Below are 19,131 nucleotides of genomic sequence, written 5' to 3'. Positions count from 1 at the left end.
ACCCCCGGAACACGGACGGCCTAGGTGGGAGTCTCGCCGCGGATCACCGCGAGCATGCCGTCCAGTTCGTCGGCCTTGAGCAGGACGTCGCGCGCCTTGGAGCCCTCGCTCGGTCCCACGATCCCGCGCGACTCCATCAGGTCCATCAGCCGCCCGGCCTTCGCGAAACCGACGCGCAGCTTGCGCTGGAGCATCGAGGTGGACCCGAACTGCGTGGAGACGACCAGTTCTGCCGCCTGGCACAGCAGGTCCAGGTCGTCGCCGATCTCCTCGTCGATCTCCTTGGTCTGCTTCTGCCCGACCGTGACGTCGTTGCGGAAGACCGGCGCCATCTGGTCCTTGCAGTGCTGCACGATCCCGGCGATCTCGTCCTCGGTGACGAAGGCGCCCTGCAGCCGGACCGGCTTGTTCGCGCCCATCGGCAGGAACAGCCCGTCGCCCTTGCCGATGAGCTTCTCCGCGCCCGGCTGGTCGAGGATGACCCGGCTGTCGGCGAGCGAGGAGGTGGCGAAGGCGAGCCTGGAGGGCACGTTGGCCTTGATCAGGCCGGTGACCACGTCCACCGAGGGTCGCTGCGTGGCGAGCACCAGGTGAATGCCGGCCGCACGGGCCAGCTGGGTGATGCGGACGATGGAGTCCTCCACGTCGCGCGGGGCCACCATCATCAGGTCGGCGAGCTCGTCGACGATCACCAGCAGGTACGGGTACGGGCTGAGCTCCCGCTCGCTGCCCGGCGGCAGTTTGATCTTGCCGTCGCGGATCGCCTTGTTGAAGTCGTCGATGTGCCGGTACCCGAAGGCCGCCAGGTCGTCGTAGCGCAGGTCCATCTCGCGCACGACCCACTGCAGCGCCTCGGCGGCCCGCTTCGGGTTGGTGATGATCGGGGTGATCAGGTGCGGGATGCCCTCGTACGCCGTCAGCTCCACCCGCTTGGGGTCCACGAGCACCATCCGGACGTCATCCGGGGTGGCCCGCACCATCACCGAGGTGATGAGGCAGTTGATGCAGGAGGACTTGCCGGAGCCCGTGGCGCCGGCGACCAGCACGTGCGGCATCTTCGCGAGGTTGGCCATGACGTAGCCGCCCTCGACGTCCTTGCCGAGCGCCACCAGCATCGGGTGGTCGTCCTCGGCCGCGTCGGCCAGCCGGAGCACGTCGCCCAGGTTGACCATCTCGCGGTCGGTGTTCGGGATCTCGATGCCGACCGCCGACTTGCCGGGGATCGGGCTGATGATCCGGACGTCGGGCGAGGCCACCGCGTAGGCGATGTTCTTCGCGAGCGCCGTGATCCGCTCGACCTTCACGGCGGGTCCCAGCTCCACCTCGTAGCGGGTGACCGTCGGACCGCGGGTGAATCCGGTGACCTTCGCGTCGACTTTGAACTCCATGAACACGTTGGTCAGCGAGGCGACCACCGCGTCGTTCGCGGCGCTACGGGTCTTCCCGGGACCCCCGCGCTCCAGCAGGTCCAAGGAGGGCAGGGCGTACGTGATGTCCCCGCGCAGCTGGAGCTGCTCGGCGCGGGGCGGCAGCGCCTGGGTCTCGGGCGGGGCCTTGGTCAGGTCGGGAACGGACAGCGTCCCGGAGGCCGCGGCGGTGGTGTCGTGCGGCGGTGCGGTGGCTGCAGCGGGGGCCTCGGCAGCGGCAGAGGCAGCGGCGGAGGCGGCCGCCGGGGCCTTCTCCTCGCGGGCCGAGGGCACCGGAGCCGTGCCGGAGGGCACCGGAGCGGTGATCTCCGCGCCCTCGCGCTCCACCGAGATGCCCTGGGTGAGATCGGCGACCAGCGGGGAGGGCGGCATCCCGCCGTAGACCGCCCCGTCCAGCGCGGCCGCGGCCGCCGCGGCCACGTCGACGGCGTCCATCTCCCGGTCCATGCCCGGCCGGCCGGTGGTCCGCCGGGGGCGCCGCCGCCGGGCGAGCGCCTCCTCCTCGGCGGTGTCGGCGGGGTCGCCGGGGCCTGCGGATCCGGCGGCCGCACCCGTACGGGCCCGCCACTGCTCGGCGTCGTGCCGGTCGGCGGCGGCACCCTCCGCGGCGGCCTCCCCGTACCCCTCGTCGTACTCGTTCGGCGCGATCACCCCGAGCCGGATCCCCGCACTGCGCAGCCGCCGCGGGATCGCGTTGACCGGGGTGGCGGTGACCACCAGCAGGCCGAAGACGGTGAGCAGCACCAGCATCGGCACGGCCAGCGGCGCGCCCATCGTGAAGATCAGCGGCTTCGAAGCGCCCCAGCCGATCAGCCCGCCCGCGTTCTGCATGGCGGTGGTGCCCTCGTCGCGCCCGGGGGCTCCGCAGGCGATGTGCACGAGCCCCAGCACTCCGATGACCAGCGCGGAGAGCCCGATCCCGATGCGGCCGTTGGCGTCGGCCTGTTCGGGATGGCGGATGAAACGTACCGCCATGACGCCGAGCAGGATCGGCACGAGCAGGTCGAGCCGCCCGAAGGCGCCGGTGACCAGCATGGTGACCAGGTCCCCGACGGGCCCGCTCAGGTTCGACCAGGTCCCGGCGGCGACGATCAGCGCGAGCCCGAGCAGCAGCAGCGCGAGGCCGTCCTTGCGGTGGGCGGGGTCGAGGTTCTTCGCACCCTGGCCGATACCGCGGAAGACCGCACCGACCGCGTGCGCGAGGCCCAGCCAGACGGCGCGCACCAGCCGCAGCACTCCCCCGGTGGGGGACGGCGCGGGTTTGGGCGCGACCTTCTTGACCGGGGCGCGCCTGGTGGCGGCCGCGGCCTTCTTGGCGGGCGGTTTGCGAGCGGGGGCTGCCTTCTTCGCCGGCGCCGTCGTACGGCCCGTGCGGCCCTTCGCGGTGCCCGCCGTGCTCTGGGAACCCTTACCGGACGTACTTGAGGCCATGGGCCCGAGGTTACCGGTGTGCGTGCCGGTGGACACGCGTGCCCACCGCTTCACCCGTTCGTGTCGCCGCCTGTGGCCCCGCTTTGACGTACCGCCAGACCTGACGGCCCGCCAAGCGGGTGGACGGGCGGCCCCCTACGGAAACCCGCAGCCCCTCACCCTGCGCGGGCCACGGGTCCCGCGGGCCCTCAGCCCTGCGCGGGCAGCACGGGCGCCCCGCTCCCGGTCCCCGGCTCCAGCGCGTCGAGCGCCCGCCGCAGTCCGGTGAGCTTGCGCTCCAAGTGGGCCGCCGTGGCCACCACCGAGGGATCGGCGGCTTCCTCGCCGAGCTGCTTGGTCAGCGCCTCCGCCTGCTCCTCCACCGCGGCGAGCCGCGCGGAGAGCTCGGCCAGCAGCCCGGCCGTCTCCTTGGAGCCGTCCACCGCGCCGTTGGAGCTGCCGCCCTCCAGCTGGAGCCTCAGCAGCGCCGCCTGCTCGCGCAGTTGGCAGTTCTTCGTGTAGAGCTCCACGAACACCGAGACCTTGGCCCGCAGCACCCACGGGTCGAAGGGCTTCGAGATGTAGTCCACCGCGCCCGCCGCGTACCCGCGGAAGGTGTGGTGCGGACCGTGGTTGATCGCGGTCAGGAAGATGATCGGGATGTCCCGGGTCCGCTCCCGCCGCTTGATGTGCGCGGCCGTCTCGAAACCGTCCATGCCCGGCATCTGCACGTCCAGCAGGATGACCGCGAAGTCGTCCGTCAGCAGCGCCTTGAGCGCTTCCTCCCCCGACGACGCCCGGACCAGTGTCTGATCGAGCGCGGAGAGGATGGCCTCCAGCGCCAGCAGATTCTCCGGCCTGTCGTCGACCAGGAGGATCTTGGCCTTCTGCACCATGCCCTGTCCTCCTCGCCCCGGCATGGGGCCTCCCCGGCTCCAGGCACCGGCCTGTGCGCCGGGCCCCGCCCCAGAGGACGGCATCCTTGCGCCGTCCGTCCTTGTGCCGGTCATCGTAGCCCCAGTCCCGAGATCGCCACACCCTGTCACCAAGATGTCACTGCGCACGAAGCGGAAACGTGGCGGGAGGGCAGAAGGTTCCCTCGCGAGTCCCTCCCCGCCCGCCCGCTCACGTCTCACTTGCCCCGCATATGCCCTTCCATGACCGTCAGTAGGTAGTCGGGTTCGACCGGCTTGGTCACATAGTCCGAGGCACCGGACTCGATCGCCTTCTCCCGGTCCCCCTTCATCGCCTTCGCCGTCAGCGCGATGATCGGCAGCCCCTCGAACTGCGGCATCCGCCGGATCGCCGAGGTCGTCGCGTACCCGTCCATCTCCGGCATCATGATGTCCATCAGAACGAGCGCCACGTCGTCGTGCTGCTCCAGGACCTCGATGCCCTCCCGGCCGTTCTCCGCGTACAGCACCGCCAGCCCGTGCTGTTCCAGCACGCTGGTCAGCGCGAAGACGTTGCGCACGTCGTCGTCCACGATCAGCACCCGCTCGCCGTGGAAGTCGTACGTCCGCGGCGCCACCGGCAGCGGCTCGTCGATCGCCCAGGCCTCCGCATCGCCCTGCCCCGGCACCTCCGCCCTCAGCAGCGGCTCGCTCAGGGCCTTGCGCCGCCGCCGGAACAGCGCCGAGGACCCCTGCCCGGCCGGTTCCCCGGCCCGCGGCGCCGCCAACGGCTGCGCGGGCGCTACGGGGCCCTGCTCGGCCGGGGCCGCCGGCAGCGCGGGCCGCGCGGCCTCGGCGGCCGGCCTGCGGTACAGCTCGGCGCGCGCGCCGCCGGGCGCGGGCGGCGCGTACCCCTGCGGGGGCAGCTCGCTCGGGTTCAGCGGCAGGTACAGCGTGAAGGTCGACCCGCGGCCCGGCTCGCTCGCCGCGTGGATCTCCCCGCCCAGCAGCCGGGCGATCTCCCGGCTGATGGACAGCCCGAGGCCGGTGCCGCCGTACTTGCGGCTGGTGGTTCCGTCCGCCTGTTTGAACGCCTCGAAGATCACCAGCATCTTGCTCGCGGCGATCCCGATCCCGGTGTCGGTCACCGAGAAGGCGATCAGGTCGGCGTCCGCCTCGCGCAGCGAACCGGCCTCCAGCAGCTGCTCGCGGATGGCGATGGGAACATCGGCTCCGGCGGGCCGGATCACCAGCTCCACCGCCCCGGTGTCGGTGAACTTCACCGCGTTCGACAGCAGGTTGCGCAGCACCTGGAGCAGCCGCTGCTCGTCGGTGTGCAGGGTGGCCGGGAGCTCCGGGGAGACCCGTACCGAGAAGTCCAGCCCCTTCTCCGCGGTCAGCGGCCGGAAGGTGGCCTCCACGTAGTCGACGAGCTGGACCAGCGCGATCCGGGTCGGCGAGACGTCCATCTTGCCCGCCTCGACCTTCGACAGGTCGAGGATGTCGTTGATCAGCTGGAGCAGGTCGGAGCCGGCCCCGTGGATGGTCTCGGCGAACTCCACCTGCTTCGGCGAGAGGTTCTCGTCCGCGTTGTCGGCGAGCAGCTTGGCCAGGATCAGCAGGGAGTTGAGCGGGGTCCGCAGCTCGTGCGACATGTTCGCCAGGAACTCGGACTTGTAGCGCATCGAGACCGCGAGCTGCTCGGCGCGCTCCTCCAGGACCTGGCGGGCCTCCTCGATCTCGGTGTTCTTCACCTCGATGTCCCGGTTCTGCCTGGCCAGCAGCTCGGCCTTCTCCTCCAGTTCGGCGTTGGCGGCCTGCAGGGCCTTCTGCCGGTTCTCCAGCTCGTCGGAGCGCTCGCGCAGCTGCTCGGTCATCTCCTGCGACTGCTTGAGGAGCACCTCCGTCTTGGAGTTGACGGAGATGGTGTTGACGCTCGTACCGATCATCTCGGCGATCTGGCTGAGGAAGTCCTTCTGGATCTGCGTGAAGGGCTGGAAGGAGGCCAGCTCGATGACGCCGAGCACCTTCCCCTCGAAGAGGACCGGCAGCACGATCACGTGCGCCGGCGGGGCCTCGCCGAGCCCCGAGGAGATCTTCAGGTAGCCGGGCGGGGTGTTCTCGATGAGGATCGTCCGCTTCTGGTCGGCGACCGTCCCGATCAGCCCCTCCCCCGGCCGGAAGGAGATGGGCATCTGGCCGCCGGCGTACGCGTAGCTCCCGCGCATCCGCAGTTCGTACGAGCCCTCGGCGCCCCCCTCCGTCCCGATCTCGGTGGTGCCCCCGGCCGGCAGCGCCAGGAAGAAGGCGCCGTGCTGCGCGGAGACCACGGGGGTCAGCTCGCTCATGATCAGCGAGGCCACGTCGTCCAGCTCGCGGCGGCCCTGCATCAGGCCGGAGATCCGGGCGAGGTTGCCCTTGAGCCAGTCCTGCTCCTTGTTGGCCAGGGTGGTGTCGCGCAGGTTCGCGATCATCGTGTTGAGGTTGTCCTGGAGGACCTGGATCTCCCCGGCGGCGTCCACGTCGATCTTGAGGTTGAGGTCGCCGCGGGTCACCGCCGTGGCCACGGCCGCGATGGCGCGGACCTGCCGGGTGAGGTTCCCGGCCATCTCGTTCACGGACTCGGTCAGGTCCCGCCAGGTGCCGTCGACGTCCCGGACCCGTGCCTGGCCGCCGAGGATGCCCTCCGTGCCCACCTCGCGGGCCACCCGGGTCACCTGGTCGGCGAAGGAGGACAGCTGGTCGACCATCGTGTTGATGGTGGTCTTGAGCTCCAGGATCTCGCCGCGCGCGTCGATGTCGATCTTCTTGGTCATGTCGCCCTTGGCGATGGCGGTCGTGACCATGGCGATCTGGCGCACCTGCCCGGTGAGGTTGGAGGCCATGAAGTTCACCGAATCGGTGAGGTCCTTCCACGTCCCGGAGACCCCCGGCACGTGCGCCTGGCCGCCCAGGCGGCCTTCCGTACCCACCTCGCGGGCCACCCTGGTGACCTCGTCCGCGAACGAGGACAGGGTCTTGACCATCGTGTTCACGGTGTCGGCGAGCTGCGCGACCTCGCCGCGCGCCTCGACGGTGACCTTCTTCGTCAGATCGCCGTTGGCGACCGCCGAGGAGACCTGGGAGATGTTGCGGACCTGCGAAGTGAGGTTGTTGGCCATCAGGTTGACGTTGTCGGTCAGGTCCTTCCAGATGCCCGTCACCCCGCGCACCCGCGCCTGCCCGCCGAGGATGCCCTCCGAGCCCACCTCGCGGGCCACCCGGGTCACCTGCTCCGCGAACGAGGACAGCTGGTCGACCATCGTGTTCACGGTGGTGACGAGCTCCAGGATCTCGCCCTTGGCATCGACAGTGATCTTCTTGGAGAGGTCTCCCGTCGCCACGGCCGTGGTGACCTCGGCGATGTTGCGCACCTGGGAGGTCAGGTTGTTCGCCATGAAGTTGACCGACTGGGTGAGGTCCTTCCAGGTGCCGGAGACCCCCTTCACCTCCGCCTGGCCGCCCAGGATCCCCTCGGTGCCCACCTCACGGGCCACCCGGGTCACCTGCTCCGCGAAGTTCGAGAGCTGGTCCACCATCGTGTTGAGGGTGTTCTTCAGCTCCAGGATCTCCCCACGGGCGTCCACCTCGATCTTCTGCGACAGGTCGCCGCGGGCCACCGCCGTCGCGACCTGCGCGATGTTGCGGACCTGACCGGTGAGGTTCCCGGCCATGCCGTTCACCGAATCCGTCAGATCGCGCCAGACCCCGGCCACGCCCGGCACCTGCGCCTGGCCGCCGAGCCGGCCCTCCGTGCCCACGTCCCGGGCCACCCGGGTCACCTGCTCGGCGAAGGCCGAGAGCTGGTCGACCATCGTGTTGATGGTGTTCTTCAGCTCCAGGATCTCGCCGCGGGCGTCCACGTCGATCTTCTGGGAGAGGTCACCGCGGGCCACCGCCGTGGTCACCTGGGCGATCTGACGCACCTGGGAGGTCAGGTTCCCGGCCATGAAGTTGACGGAGTCGGTGAGCTCCTTCCAGGTGCCGGACACCCCCTCGACCCGCGCCTGGCCGCCGAGCCGACCCTCGGTGCCCACGTCCCGGGCCATCCTCGTGACCTGGTCGGCGAAGGAGGACAGCTGGTCCACCATCGTGTTCACGGTGTTCTTCAGCTGGAGCATCTCGCCGGAGACGTCGACCGTGACCTTCTGCGACAGGTCGCCGTTGGCCACCGCCGTCGTCACCTGGGCGATGTTGCGGACCTGACCGGTGAGGTTGCGGAAGGCGGTGTTCACCGAGTCGGTGAGGTCCTTCCAGGTCCCTGCCGCGCCCGGCACCTGCGCCTGGCCGCCCAGTTCACCCTCCACGCCGACCTCACGGGCCACGCGCGTCACTTCGGCACCGAAGGACTGGAGCTGGTCCACCATCGTGTTGACGGTGTTCTTCAACTCCAGCATCTCGCCCGCGACGTTCACGGTGACCTTCTGCGACAGGTCGCCGTTGGCCACCGCCGTCGTCACCTGGGCGATGTCGCGCACCTGCGTGGTGAGGTTGCGGAAGACCGTGTTCACCGAGTCGGTGAGGTCCTTCCACGTCCCGGCCGCGCCCGGCACCTGCGCCTGCCCGCCGAGCAGGCCCTTCGCCCCGACCTCGCTGGCCACGCGCGTGACCTCGTCCGCGAAGGTCCGTAGCGTCTCGGTCATCTGGTTGATCGTTTCGGCCAGCTGCGCGACCTCGCCGCGCGCACTGACCCGGACCTTCTGCGACAGGTCGCCGTTGGCCACCGCCGTGGTGACCTGCGCGATCCCGCGCACCTGGGCCGTCAGGTTGCCGGCCATCGTGTTGACGGAGTCGGTCAAGTCCTTCCAGACGCCCGCGACTCCGGGCACCTTCGCCTGACCGCCGAGCTCGCCCTCCGTACCCACTTCCCTGGCCACCCTGGTGACCTCGGAAGAGAACGAGGACAGCTGGTCCACCATCGTGTTGACGGTGTTCTTCAGCTGGAGCATCTCGCCGGCCACGTGCACCGTGACCTTGCGCGAGAGATCGCCCTTCGCCACCGCCGTCGTCACGAGGGCGATGTCACGCACCTGGGCGGTGAGCCGGTACGCCATCGTGTTGACGGAGTCGGTCAGATCCTTCCAGGATCCGGACATTCCGCGCACCTGAGCCTGGCCGCCGAGCTTGCCCTCGGTGCCCACCTCCAGCGCCACCCGCGTCACCTCGTCGGTGAACGCGGAGAGCTGGTCGACCAGGTTGTTGACCGTCCGGCCGACCTTCAGGAACTCCCCGCGCAGCGGATGCCCGGCCCCCTCGGCGGCCTGGGTCCGCAGGTCCATCCGCTGGTCGAGGTCACCCTCGGCGACCGCCGACAGCACCCGGCCCACCTCGGACACCGGCCTGGCCAGGTCGTCCACCAGCTGGTTCGAGGCATCGATCGCGGCCGCCCAGGAGCCCTCGCAGGCACCTGTTTCCAGCCGTTCGCTCAGCTTGCCCTCACGGCCCACCATCCGCCGCACCCGGGACAGCTCCCCGGTCAGGTGGAGATTGCGGTCGGCGACCTCGTTGTAGACGGCGGCGATCTCCGCCATCACGCCTTCGCCGGACACCGTCAGCCGCTTGCGGAAATTCCCGTCCCGCATCGACACCAAGGCCGTGAGCAGCCTGTTCAGTGCCGCGGTATCAACTTCCGTCGTGCCGCCCCGCCGGGACCGTCCGCCCTTAGGGCGCGTTCCCGTACGCCGCACCGCCGCGCCAGACTCCACCGTGTCCCTCCCGAAAGGGTCGACCACTGTTCCACTCCACCGGACGCTTCGCTCATCACGCCGCGCTCGTTTACGCTGCGCCCATCAACTACCTGACTCCGAGCCTGCCCAGTGTTTCACCCCGACCTAACCCGGCCATAACACTCCGGCACCATCGCACACCGGCCGTACCCTGCGGGTGGATTCCCCGACGACGGCACCATGGCGAGCGCGAAGGTAAGTAACCTGGCATCCGATGTCCACCGCGTCGAAGGAGACTCGTGATCACGGCACGGGCGGCTGCCAGTTTTGATCCACAAGGGCGCTCGGTCGCCGCCGCCCGCGCGTTCGTCCGCGACACCCTCCAGGGGTGGGGCTTCGCGGACATCATCGACGACGCGGTGGTCCTCACCAGCGAGCTCGTCACCAACGCCGTGGTCCACGCCGGCACCCGCGCCGAAGTCCTGTGCCTGCGCACCGAGGACGGCGTACGGGTCGAGGTCGCCGACCGGTACCCGGAGCGCGAGCTCCCGCTCCACCTCCCCGGCGAGCGCCCGTACGCCGACCCGGACCGCGAGAACGGCCGCGGGCTGATGCTCTGCGCCGCCCTCGCCACCCGCTGGGGCGTCGAGTACACGGCCGCGCACAAACACGTGTGGTTCCGTCTCGACATGCCGGACCGTCCGGTCGGTACCCGCTCCGCGGGCCCGGTGGTCCCCGACCAGCTGCTGCCCCTCGCCGACAGCCGGGTCCGCGTCGCCGTCGTCCAGGTCGACGCCACCGACACCGTCTGCGGCTGGAACGAGGACGCCGAGATCATCTTCGGCCACCCCGCGGAGAAGGCCGTCGGCCGCCCGCTGGCCGAGCTCGCCGCCTGGCCGCAGACCCCCGGCACCGGGACCGGCATCGCCGAGGCCCTGCGCCTGTCCCGCTGGGAGGGCAGCTACGGCATCCGCGGCGCCGACGGCCGGGTCATCCCCGTCTACGCCTCCCACCTGCGGGTCCGCGATGCCCACGGCGAGCCCTCCATCGTCTGCCTCCTCGTCCACGACGACGAGCGCGCCCTGCTCATGAGTCCCGTCCGGGTCCCCGCCGACGCCGGCCACCTCTCCGAGCCCCGCCCCGCGGACCCCTTCGAGATCTTCATCGGCTCCCCCGCCCCCGACGACCTCGACGGCCTCCTCCAGCGCACCGTGGAGCGCGCCCGCGACCTCCTCGACGCCGACTCCGCCTTCCTCCTCCTCGCCACCGACGACGAGACCGAGCTGGAGGTCCGCGCCACCACCGGACTGCCCTCCACCCGCCAGCGCTTCGCCCGCGTCCCCATCGAAGCCGGTACCAACCGGTGGGGCAGCGCCCGGATGCCCGCCGTCCACGACGACCTCTTCGTGGTCCCCGGAGCCGTCCCGCTGCTGGAATCCACCGGCATGCGCTCCGCCGTCACCGTGCCCCTCAAGGTCGAAGGCCGCCTCACCGGCTCCCTGGGCGTCGCCACCGAATCCTCCGGCCGCTACTCCAACGACGACGCCCTGCGCCTCCAGTTCGCCGCCGACCGCATCGCCCTCGCCGTGGAATCGGCCCGCCTCGGCGAGCTCGAACGGCTGCGCCGCGGCTCCCTCTCCTTCCTCGTCGAAGCTTCCGACCTGCTCGCCGGCACCCTCGACCGGGACCAGACCCTGGCCCTCATGGCCCAGATGACCGTCCCCACCCTCGCCACCTGGTGCGCCGTCTACACGATCGCCGACCCCGCCTCCGACCCGTACCTCTCCTACGTCCTGCACGAGGACGAGGAGCGCATCGACGGCCTCAAGGACCTGCTCTCGCAGGTCAGTCCGCCCGAACCGGTCCGCGAGGCCGGAGCCCGCCCCTGGCCGGCGACCACCCTGGCGGTGGGCGGCGAAACCGTCGTCCTCCCCCTCCTCGCCCGCAACCGCGTCATCGGCATGCTGACCCTCGGCAAGCCCTCCGAGGAGCACTTCCGCCAGGAGATCCTCGAACTCGCCGAGGACCTCTCGCGCCGCGCCGCCCTCGCCCTGGACAACGCCCGCCTCTACTCCGAGCGCACCGCCATCAGCCGCTCCCTCCAGCGCAGCCTGCTGCCGCCCGACTCCCCCGCCATCCCCGGCATGGAGGTCGAGGTCATCTACCGCGCCGCCGGTGAGGGCAACGAGGTCGGCGGCGACTTCTACGACGTCTTCCCGATCCGCCCCGGCGTCTACGGATTCGCCATCGGCGACGTCTGCGGTACGGGCCCCGAGGCGGCCGCCGTCACCGGCCTGGCCCGCCACGCCCTGCGCCTCCTGGCCCGCGAGGGCCTCGGCGGCCCGGCCGTCCTGGAACGCCTCAACGCCGCGATCCTCGACGAGGGCGACCGCAGCCGCTTCCTCACCCTCCTCTACGGAGAGCTCCACCCCCAGCCCGACGGCAGCGCCCACATGAAGGTGGTCTGCGCCGGCCACCCGCTCCCGCTGCGCCTGCGCCCCAACGGCGAGGTCCTCCCGGCCGCCGAGCCGCAGCCCCTCCTGGGCGTCCTCGAGGACCTCGAGCTCTACGAGCAGACCCTGACCCTGGACCCGGGCGACGTCCTGCTCTGCGTCACGGACGGGATCACCGAACGCCGCGAGGGCACCCGCATGCTCGGCGACGACGGCCTCACCGAGGTCCTCAGCACGTGTACGGGGCTCACGGCCGGCGCGGTGGCCTCCCGGGTGCTGCGCGCCGTGGAGCGCTTCGCCGCCGAACCGGCCTCGGACGACATGGCCATCCTCACGTTCCGCGTCCCCCGCCAGCGCGAAGGCGACCAGCCCGCCTGATCCGCCCCCGGCCCCCTAGCCGGCCGGAGCCGCCTGTGGTCGACTCGCCCCGTGATTACCGTTCTCGCCAGCGTGGTCGCCGTGATCGGCACCCTCATCGGCTCGTGGAGCACGTACGCCTTCCAGCGCCGGGCCGCGGCGCGCACCCGGGCCGAGGCCCGGGAGGAACGCCTGCGCCAGGAACGCCTGTCGGCCTACAGCGCCTACGCCGGCGCGGTCACCGAGCTCAAGCGGGCTCAGATCACCCTGTGGTTCCGCCGCCGGGCGGACCCGCGCGACGAGGAAACCGTGCTGGCGGCCCAGTTGGAGAGCGACCGCCTCGGCGCCGCCGCCGAAACCACGGTGTTCCACCTCCGCCTGGTCGCGGAAGACCCGGTCCTGCGCCCCTTCATGACGGCGATATCCACCACGCTCGGCGAGATCAAGCATGCGGACGACCGCCGGGCGGTCATCGCGATCGAGGCCCGGTTCGAGGAGGCGGTCGGCGCCTTCCTCGACGCCGCCGCCCTCGGGCTGAGGTGAAATACAAAAGGCCTCCGCCGACCGGCGGAGGCCTTTCCCGTCCCTCAGACGTCGTCCCGACGCGTCAGGGGGATCCCGAGCACGTCCTGAACGTAGAGCTCCACGAACTCGGGCAGCCACGGATCGGCCGCCATCCGCTCGAAGACCTTCACCAGCCGGTCGTCGGGCCCATCGGTGAGCAGGACGATCCGCCAGGTGTTGAGCGGCTGCCCATCGGCGCCCTCGACACCGTGCTGTACGTGGAACAACGGCTGGGTCCCGGCCGCGTGCAGGAGATCGCCCCGGGCGTCGGGGAAGCTCTCCCGGCCGAGGAAGGTGACCACCTGACGGTCGTGGTTGAGGTACGTCTCTTCGAGTACGAGCCCGTACTCCTCGGGCTGGAGCCACAGCCTCTGCTGCGACTGCCTCAAAAACGCGGCCCCCAGCTCCTCGCCCTCCCGGCCCGGAACCCAGGCGGAGACGGTCCCCTCCTTGACGACGTTCGGAATGAAGGCGCCGGGGTTGCCGGCCTTCCGCACTTCCATGTCCCAGAGCTCGACCCGGTCCAGGGCCACCGGCTCCGGCGCGGTGTACCGCTCCCCCAGGATCCGGTTCACGTCCACGGGCGGCAGAACCACCCGGGTGTACCGCGCGTCGCCCCAGGCACGTTCGAACTCGGCCTCGGCCGTCATCTGACTCGACATGACATTCCTCCCCGTGGAACAGCTCTCAAGATCAGCGAGAAGAATACCCCGGAACGCAAAAAGGCCCCCGCCAATGGCGGGGGCCTTCTCTCTTGGAGCCCTTTAACGGAATCGAACCGTTGACCTTCTCCTTACCATGGAGACGCTCTACCGACTGAGCTAAAAGGGCGGGTTGTTCGGCGGCGTCCTACTCTCCCACAGGGTCCCCCCTGCAGTACCATCGGCGCTGAAAGGCTTAGCTTCCGGGTTCGGAATGTAAACCGGGCGTTTCCCTAACGCTATGACCACCGAAACACTATGAAGTTAACCAACCGGATATGAACACAGTTCGTTACTTCAGAACTAACACAGTGGACGCGAGCAACTGAGGACAAGCCCTCGGCCTATTAGTACCAGTCAGCTCCACCCGTTACCGGGCTTCCACATCTGGCCTATCAACCCAGTCGTCTACTGGGAGCCTTACCCTCTCAAGGAGGTGGGAATACTCATCTTGAAGCAGGCTTCCCGCTTAGATGCTTTCAGCGGTTATCCCTCCCGAACGTAGCCAACCAGCCATGCCCTTGGCAGGACAACTGGCACACCAGAGGTTCGTCCGTCCCGGTCCTCTCGTACTAGGGACAGCCCTTCTCAATATTCCTACGCGCACAGCGGATAGGGACCGAACTGTCTCACGACGTTCTAAACCCAGCTCGCGTACCGCTTTAATGGGCGAACAGCCCAACCCTTGGGACCGACTCCAGCCCCAGGATGCGACGAGCCGACATCGAGGTGCCAAACCATCCCGTCGATATGGACTCTTGGGGAAGATCAGCCTGTTATCCCCGGGGTACCTTTTATCCGTTGAGCGACGGCGCTTCCACAAGCCACCGCCGGATCACTAGTCCCGACTTTCGTCCCTGCTCGACCCGTCGGTCTCACAGTCAAGCTCCCTTGTGCACTTACACTCAACACCTGATTGCCAACCAGGCTGAGGGAACCTTTGGGCGCCTCCGTTACTTTTTGGGAGGCAACCGCCCCAGTTAAACTACCCATCAGACACTGTCCCTGATCCGGATCACGGACCGAGGTTAGACATCCAGCACGACCAGAGTGGTATTTCAACGGCGACTCCACCATGACTGGCGTCACAGCTTCAAAGTCTCCCACCTATCCTACACAAGCCGAACCGAACACCAATATCAAACTATAGTAAAGGTCCCGGGGTCTTTCCGTCCTGCTGCGCGAAACGAGCATCTTTACTCGTAGTGCAATTTCACCGGGCCTATGGTTGAGACAGTCGAGAAGTCGTTACGCCATTCGTGCAGGTCGGAACTTACCCGACAAGGAATTTCGCTACCTTAGGATGGTTATAGTTACCACCGCCGTTTACTGGCGCTTAAGTTCTCAGCTTCGCCACACCGAAATGTGACTAACCGGTCCCCTTAACGTTCCAGCACCGGGCAGGCGTCAGTCCGTATACATCGCCTTACGGCTTCGCACGGACCTGTGTTTTTAGTAAACAGTCGCTTCTCGCTGGTCTCTGCGGCCACCCCCAGCTCACGGAGTAAATCCGATCACCAGTGATGGCCCCCCTTCTCCCGAAGTTACGGGGGCATTTTGCCGAGTTCCTTAACCATAGTTCACCCGAACGCCTCGGTATTCTCTACCTGACCACCTGAGTCGGTTTAGGGTACGGGCCGCCATGAAACTCGCTAGAGGCTTTTCTCGACAGCATAGGATCATCCACTTCACCACAATCGGCTCGGCATCAGGTCTCAGCCTTATATGAGGGACGGATTTGCCTACCCCTCGGCCTACACCCTTACCCCGGGACTACCACCGCCCGGGCTGGACTACCTTCCTGCGTCACCCCATCGCTTACCTACTACAAGTCTGGTTCGTCGGCTCCACCACTTTCCTTTCCCCGAAGGGTCCGGAACGGCTTCACGGACTTAGCATCGCCTGATTCGATATTGGGCGTTTCAAAGCGGGTACCGGAATATCAACCGGTTGTCCATCGACTACGCCTGTCGGCCTCGCCTTAGGTCCCGACTTACCCTGGGCAGATCAGCTTGACCCAGGAACCCTTAGTCAATCGGCGCACACGTTTCTCACGTGTGTATCGCTACTCATGCCTGCATTCTCACTCGTGAACCGTCCACAACTAGCTTCCGCTGCTGCTTCACCCGGCACACGACGCTCCCCTACCCATCACAGCGGGCGTTGGCCCTATTGCTGCAATGACACGACTTCGGCGGTACGCTTGAGCCCCGCTACATTGTCGGCGCGGAATCACTTGACCAGTGAGCTATTACGCACTCTTTCAAGGGTGGCTGCTTCTAAGCCAACCTCCTGGTTGTCTCTGCGACTCCACATCCTTTCCCACTTAGCGTACGCTTAGGGGCCTTAGTCGATGCTCTGGGCTGTTTCCCTCTCGACCATGGAGCTTATCCCCCACAGTCTCACTGCCACGCTCTCACTTACCGGCATTCGGAGTTTGGCTAAGGTCAGTAACCCGGTAGGGCCCATCGCCTATCCAGTGCTCTACCTCCGGCAAGAAACACGTGACGCTGCACCTAAATGCATTTCGGGGAGAACCAGCTATCACGGAGTTTGATTGGCCTTTCACCCCTAACCACAGGTCATCCCCCAGGTTTTCAACCCTGGTGGGTTCGGTCCTCCACGAAGTCTTACCTCCGCTTCAACCTGCCCATGGCTAGATCACTCCGCTTCGGGTCTAGAGCGTGCAACTCAATCGCCCTATTCGGACTCGCTTTCGCTACGGCTTCCCCACACGGGTTAACCTCGCTACACACCGCTAACTCGCAGGCTCATTCTTCAAAAGGCACGCAGTCACGACCGTTATTCCGAAGAATAACGGCGACGCTCCCACGGCTTGTAGGCACACGGTTTCAGGTACTATTTCACTCCGCTCCCGCGGTACTTTTCACCATTCCCTCACGGTACTATCCGCTATCGGTCACCAGGGAATATTTAGGCTTAGCGGGTGGTCCCGCCAGATTCACACGGGATTTCTCGGGCCCCGTGCTACTTGGGAGATTCTTAAGCAAGCCGCTGATGTTTCGTCTACGGGGGTCTTACCCTCTACGCCGGACCTTTCGCATGTCCTTCGACTACATCAACGGTTTCTGACTCGCCGACCGGCCGGCAGACCGATCAAAAGAATTCCCACAACCCCGCATGCGCAACCCCTGCCGGGTATCACACGCATACGGTTTGGCCTGATCCGGTTTCGCTCGCCACTACTCCCGGAATCACGGTTGTTTTCTCTTCCTGCGGGTACTGAGATGTTTCACTTCCCCGCGTTCCCTCCACACTGCCTATGTGTTCAGCAGTGGGTGACAGCCCATGACGACTGCCGGGTTTCCCCATTCGGACACCCCCGGATCAAAGCTCAGTTGGCAGCTCCCCGGGGCCTATCGCGGCCTCTCACGTCCTTCATCGGTTCCTGGTGCCAAGGCATCCACCGTGCGCCCTTAAAAACTTGGCCTACAGATGCTCGCGTCCACTGTGTAGTTCTCAAGCAACGACCAGCCACCCATCACCCCACCAGACAAGCTGGCGAGTTCACTGGGGCCGGCATCGCAGAAGGCATGACCTTACGGCCGTACCCTCAGATACCCAACAACGTGCCAAGCACGATCCCCGCCACACTCACTGTTTTCCACGCCGAAGCAGTACTCACAGAAGGTTTTGGAAACCGTGCCAACTAATCAACGTTCCACCCTGAGCTGACCGTGCAGAACGTTTGTCTGCAATCGGTACTGTGCTCCTTAGAAAGGAGGTGATCCAGCCGCACCTTCCGGTACGGCTACCTTGTTACGACTTCGTCCCAATCGCCAGTCCCACCTTCGACAGCTCCCTCCCTTACGGGTTGGGCCACCGGCTTCGGGTGTTACCGACTTTCGTGACGTGACGGGCGGTGTGTACAAGGCCCGGGAACGTATTCACCGCAGCAATGCTGATCTGCGATTACTAGCAACTCCGACTTCATGGGGTCGAGTTGCAGACCCCAATCCGAACTGAGACCGGCTTTTTGAGATTCGCTCCACCTCACGGTATCGCAGCTCATTGTACCGGCCATTGTAGCACGTGTGCAGCCCAAGACATAAGGGGCATGATGACTTGACGTCGTCCCCACCTTCCTCCGAGTTGACCCCGGCGGTCTCCTGTGAGTCCCCATCACCCCGAAGGGCATGCTGGCAACACAGGACAAGGGTTGCGCTCGTTGCGGGACTTAACCCAACATCTCACGACACGAGCTGACGACAGCCATGCACCACCTGTATACCGACCACAAGGGGGGCACTATCTCTAATGCTTTCCGGTATATGTCAAGCCTTGGTAAGGTTCTTCGCGTTGCGTCGAATTAAGCCACATGCTCCGCTGCTTGTGCGGGCCCCCGTCAATTCCTTTGAGTTTTAGCCTTGCGGCCGTACTCCCCAGGCGGGGAACTTAATGCGTTAGCTGCGGCACCGACGACGTGGAATGTCGCCAACACCTAGTTCCCAACGTTTACGGCGTGGACTACCAGGGTATCTAATCCTGTTCGCTCCCCACGCTTTCGCTCCTCAGCGTCAGTAATGGCCCAGAGATCCGCCTTCGCCACCGGTGTTCCTCCTGATATCTGCGCATTTCACCGCTACACCAGGAATTCCGATCTCCCCTACCACACTCTAGCTAGCCCGTATCGAATGCAGACCCGAGGTTAAGCCTCGGGCTTTCACATCCGACGTGACAAGCCGCCTACGAGCTCTTTACGCCCAATAATTCCGGACAACGCTTGCGCCCTACGTATTACCGCGGCTGCTGGCACGTAGTTAGCCGGCGCTTCTTCTGCAGGTACCGTCACTTTCGCTTCTTCCCTGCTGAAAGAGGTTTACAACCCGAAGGCCGTCATCCCTCACGCGGCGTCGCTGCATCAGGCTTTCGCCCATTGTGCAATATTCCCCACTGCTGCCTCCCGTAGGAGTCTGGGCCGTGTCTCAGTCCCAGTGTGGCCGGTCGCCCTCTCAGGCCGGCTACCCGTCGTCGCCTTGGTGGGCCATTACCCCACCAACAAGCTGATAGGCCGCGGGCTCATCCTTCACCGCCGGAGCTTTTAACCCCCGCCCATGCAGGCAGGAGTGTTATCCGGTATTAGACCCCGTTTCCAGGGCTTGTCCCAGAGTGAAGGGCAGATTGCCCACGTGTTACTCACCCGTTCGCCACTAATCCACCCCGAAGGGCTTCATCGTTCGACTTGCATGTGTTAAGCACGCCGCCAGCGTTCGTCCTGAGCCAGGATCAAACTCTCCATGAATGTTTACCCGTAATCGGGTGCACACGCACTTAGAGCGGGACAGTCATGTCGGAATAAGACCGACCGTCCACTGCGTCCTCGCTGTGTAATTGCCTGCAAGCATCACGGCAGAACCGCGACCTCACAGGTCTTTTTTCAAAGGAACCTCATCCACCGAGGTGGACGGGGTATCAACTTTTTGGCGTTGATTTTTGGCACGCTGTTGAGTTCTCAAGGAACGGACGCTTCCTTTGTACTCACCCTCTCGGGCTTTCCTCCGGGCGCTTCCTTCGTTCTTGTGTCTCCGACTCTATCAGACTCTTTCGTGTCCGATTCCCAGTCAGCGGGTTTCGCTTTCCAGTTCTTCGCTTTCGCGTTT

General features: G+C 66.7%; 6 protein-coding genes, 1 tRNA gene and 3 rRNA genes. 2 read left to right on the top strand and 8 right to left on the bottom strand.

Annotated elements, in window-relative coordinates:
* Positions 1-20: 20 nt before the first annotated feature.
* The 3 genes from OHU74_RS26660 to OHU74_RS26650 form a co-directional block, all read right to left on the bottom strand.
* Complete coding sequence (locus OHU74_RS26660; RefSeq protein WP_371618190.1) at positions 21-2,858, bottom strand: DNA translocase FtsK; 2,838 nt, start codon at positions 2,856-2,858, stop codon at positions 21-23.
* 188 nt (positions 2,859-3,046) lie between these two features.
* Complete coding sequence (locus OHU74_RS26655) at positions 3,047-3,733, bottom strand: response regulator (RefSeq protein ID WP_330298895.1); 687 nt, start codon at positions 3,731-3,733, stop codon at positions 3,047-3,049.
* 236 nt (positions 3,734-3,969) lie between these two features.
* Positions 3,970-9,474, bottom strand: a complete 5,505-nt coding sequence (locus OHU74_RS26650; protein ID WP_371618189.1) for a HAMP domain-containing protein — start codon at positions 9,472-9,474, stop codon at positions 3,970-3,972.
* Positions 9,475-9,734: 260 nt separating this feature from the next.
* On the opposite strand from OHU74_RS26650, the gene OHU74_RS26645 reads away from it, so the two are divergent.
* Positions 9,735-12,266, top strand: a complete 2,532-nt coding sequence (locus tag OHU74_RS26645) for a SpoIIE family protein phosphatase (RefSeq protein ID WP_371618188.1) — start codon at positions 9,735-9,737, stop codon at positions 12,264-12,266.
* 51 nt (positions 12,267-12,317) lie between these two features.
* Positions 12,318-12,788, top strand: a complete 471-nt coding sequence (locus OHU74_RS26640; RefSeq protein ID WP_371618187.1) for a hypothetical protein — start codon at positions 12,318-12,320, stop codon at positions 12,786-12,788.
* A 44-nt stretch (positions 12,789-12,832) separates the two neighbouring features.
* On the opposite strand, the gene OHU74_RS26635 is transcribed toward OHU74_RS26640, so the two are convergent.
* The 5 genes from OHU74_RS26635 to OHU74_RS26615 all read right to left on the bottom strand — a co-directional run bounded on the left by OHU74_RS26635 (position 12,833) and on the right by OHU74_RS26615 (position 18,773).
* A complete protein-coding gene (locus OHU74_RS26635; RefSeq protein WP_371618186.1) occupies positions 12,833-13,471 on the bottom strand; it encodes a hypothetical protein in 639 nt (212 codons plus the stop codon).
* Positions 13,472-13,564: 93 nt separating this feature from the next.
* Positions 13,565-13,640 (bottom strand) — tRNA-Thr (locus OHU74_RS26630).
* Positions 13,641-13,645: 5 nt separating this feature from the next.
* A 5S ribosomal RNA gene (gene rrf / locus OHU74_RS26625) occupies positions 13,646-13,763 on the bottom strand.
* A 74-nt stretch (positions 13,764-13,837) separates the two neighbouring features.
* Positions 13,838-16,961: ribosomal RNA gene (locus OHU74_RS26620) — 23S ribosomal RNA — on the bottom strand.
* Positions 16,962-17,248: 287 nt separating this feature from the next.
* Positions 17,249-18,773 (bottom strand): 16S ribosomal RNA (locus OHU74_RS26615).
* Together the 16S, 23S and 5S rRNA genes with 1 tRNA gene alongside form the textbook arrangement of a ribosomal RNA operon.
* Between the last annotated feature and the right edge of the window lie 358 nt (positions 18,774-19,131).

Origin of the sequence: Streptomyces sp. NBC_00454, from assembly GCF_041434015.1 — a bacterium.
GTDB lineage: Bacteria > Actinomycetota > Actinomycetes > Streptomycetales > Streptomycetaceae > Streptomyces.
Note: the sequence above shows the minus strand (reverse complement) of the source record. Positions and strands in the feature narration are given on the sequence as shown.

Excerpts from the sequence above, each read along its gene's own strand:
- OHU74_RS26635 (WP_371618186.1), bottom strand. The coding sequence starts at position 13,471 with ATGTCGAGTCAGATGACGGCCGAGGCCGAGTTCGAACGTGCCTGGGGC.
- OHU74_RS26660 (WP_371618190.1), bottom strand. The coding sequence starts at position 2,858 with ATGGCCTCAAGTACGTCCGGTAAGGGTTCCCAGAGCACGGCGGGCACC.
- OHU74_RS26655 (WP_330298895.1), bottom strand. The coding sequence starts at position 3,733 with ATGGTGCAGAAGGCCAAGATCCTCCTGGTCGACGACAGGCCGGAGAAT.